General features: G+C 71.6%; 2 protein-coding genes. Both read left to right on the forward strand.

Features of this window, described 5'->3' with window-relative positions:
- Positions 1-282 (forward strand): acyl carrier protein (locus EF918_RS35310; protein WP_185922085.1); only part of this gene is annotated, 282 nt, incomplete at its 5' end.
- Positions 283-570: 288 nt separating this feature from the next.
- Positions 571-1,389, forward strand: a complete 819-nt coding sequence (locus EF918_RS35315; RefSeq protein ID WP_125652928.1) for an AfsR/SARP family transcriptional regulator — start codon at positions 571-573, stop codon at positions 1,387-1,389.
- Positions 1,390-1,943: the final 554 nt, after the last annotated feature.

The following is a 1,943-nucleotide window of genomic DNA, read 5'->3' on the forward strand; positions in this document are numbered from 1 at the left end:
GCCCGGGTGGCCGGGGTCGCTGCGGTGGGGGAGGTGCTGCGGGAGCAGCTTGCCGCAGTGCTGTGCTGTGACGTGTGGGAGATCGACCCTGCGGAGCCGTTCGCGCGGATGGGCGTGGACTCGCTGCGCGGGGCGGAGTTCGTGGCGGCCGTGAACCGGGTGTTCGGGCTGCGGGAACGTTCCGTCGTGCTGTACGACCAGCCCTGTCTGCGGGAGCTGGCCGTGTACGTCGCCGCAAGGGCGGGGGGAACGTTGGTGGCGCCGTTGGGGCGCATCGGGTAGAGGGGGCTCGCCCCTCCCCATCGTCCCCTTCCGTGGGTTCGTCCTGCGTTTGTCGTGCGGTGCGGGGCTCGGCTCCAGGGGAATTCCACGTTCCATGGTGGTGAAATTCCATGTGAATTCCATGGGCGTGCAGGGTGCTCAGGAAAACGGTGGCCCGCGGTCAATTGCGGGCGTGGAGGCGGGCTCGAAGCAGGCTCAAGGGTGCGGTGACATTGCCCTGTGTCCCGCTACCGTTCCTCCGTCGAAGGCTGAAAATCGAGGGGAACTCGACGAGGTGCGGAGGAGACCGTGAAGATTCAGGTTCTGGGTCCGTTGAGTGCCGAGGTCAACGGGGGATCGATTGTTCCGACGGCGCGGAAACCACGACAGATCCTGACGCTCCTCGCGTTGTATCCGGGGCGGGTGATGCCGGTCCCGACCCTCATGGAGGAGATCTGGGGCACCGAGCTCCCGCAGAGCGCGCTGACCACGCTGCAGACGTACATACTGCAATTGCGGCGGCGGCTCGGTACGGCGATGGGGCCGGGCGGCCCCGGTGGCGCGAAGGAAATACTTGCCACGCGGCACGGGGGCTATCTGTTGCAGATTCCGCCGGAATCGGTGGACGTGCACGAGTACGAGGCGCTGGTCGCGCGGGGGCAGGCGGCGTTCGAGGAAGGCGACGACGAGACCTCGGCCGGGCTGCTGCGGCAGGCGCTGGGATTGTGGCAGGGGCCGGCGCTGGTCGACGTACGGGTGGGGCCGATCCTGGAGATCGAGGTCATGCGGCTGGAGGAGAGCCGGCTGGTCACCGTGGAACGGCGGATCGACGTGGACCTGCGGCTGGGCAGGCACACGGAGTTGCTGGCGGAGCTGACGGAGCTGATTGCGCGGCATCCGCAGCACGAGGGGTTGCACTCGCAGGCGATGGTGGCGCTGTACCGGTCGGGGCGGCAGGCGACGGCGCTGGACGTGTACCGGCGGCTGCGGACGCGGCTCATCGAGGACCTGGGGGTGGAGCCGTCGCCGCAGTTGCAGCGGCTGCACCAGGCGATGCTGACGGTGGATCCGGCGCTGGACGTGGTGGCGGGGCCCAAGCGGTCCACGTTCGACCTGTACGCAGCCTAGGCTGCCCGGAGGGGCCAGGTCCGGCCGCCAGGGCCGAGGCCCCGCTCAGGGGCCTCGGCCCTGGCGGCGGGGGCTGGGCCCTGGCGGGCCCGGGCCATGGCGGGAGCGGGCCTGGTGGGCCCATTAGGCCTCGGAGGGGCTCAGGTCGGCCGGTGGGCCGTGGTTGTCGGTCCGGGGCCGGCCCCGACGGGCCGAGGCTGTTGGGCGGGGCCCGGGCGGTGGCAGGGCCGGGCCTGGTCGGCCGTTTGCGCCGGGGTCGCTGGGTGGCGGCCGGGCTGCCTCAGAGGGGCTCGGGTTGACCCGTTGGGCCGTGGCTGTCGGGCGGGGCCCGGGCGGTGGCTGTAGGCCCGTGGGGCTGTGGGTGCCGGGCGGGGCCCATGCCTTTGCGGACCAGGCCTGACGGGGCGTGGCTGTTGGGCGGGCCCGGGCCCGTCGGTCCGTTGGCCGTGGCTGTGGGCGGGGCCTGGGTTGGCTGGTCGGGCTGTAGGTGCCGGCTTGAGCCGGGTTGCCCCGAGGGGCTCAGGTCCGCTTCTTCTACTCATCTCCGAGCCCAC

The organism is Streptomyces sp. WAC06614, assembly GCF_003949795.1.
GTDB lineage: Bacteria > Actinomycetota > Actinomycetes > Streptomycetales > Streptomycetaceae > Streptomyces.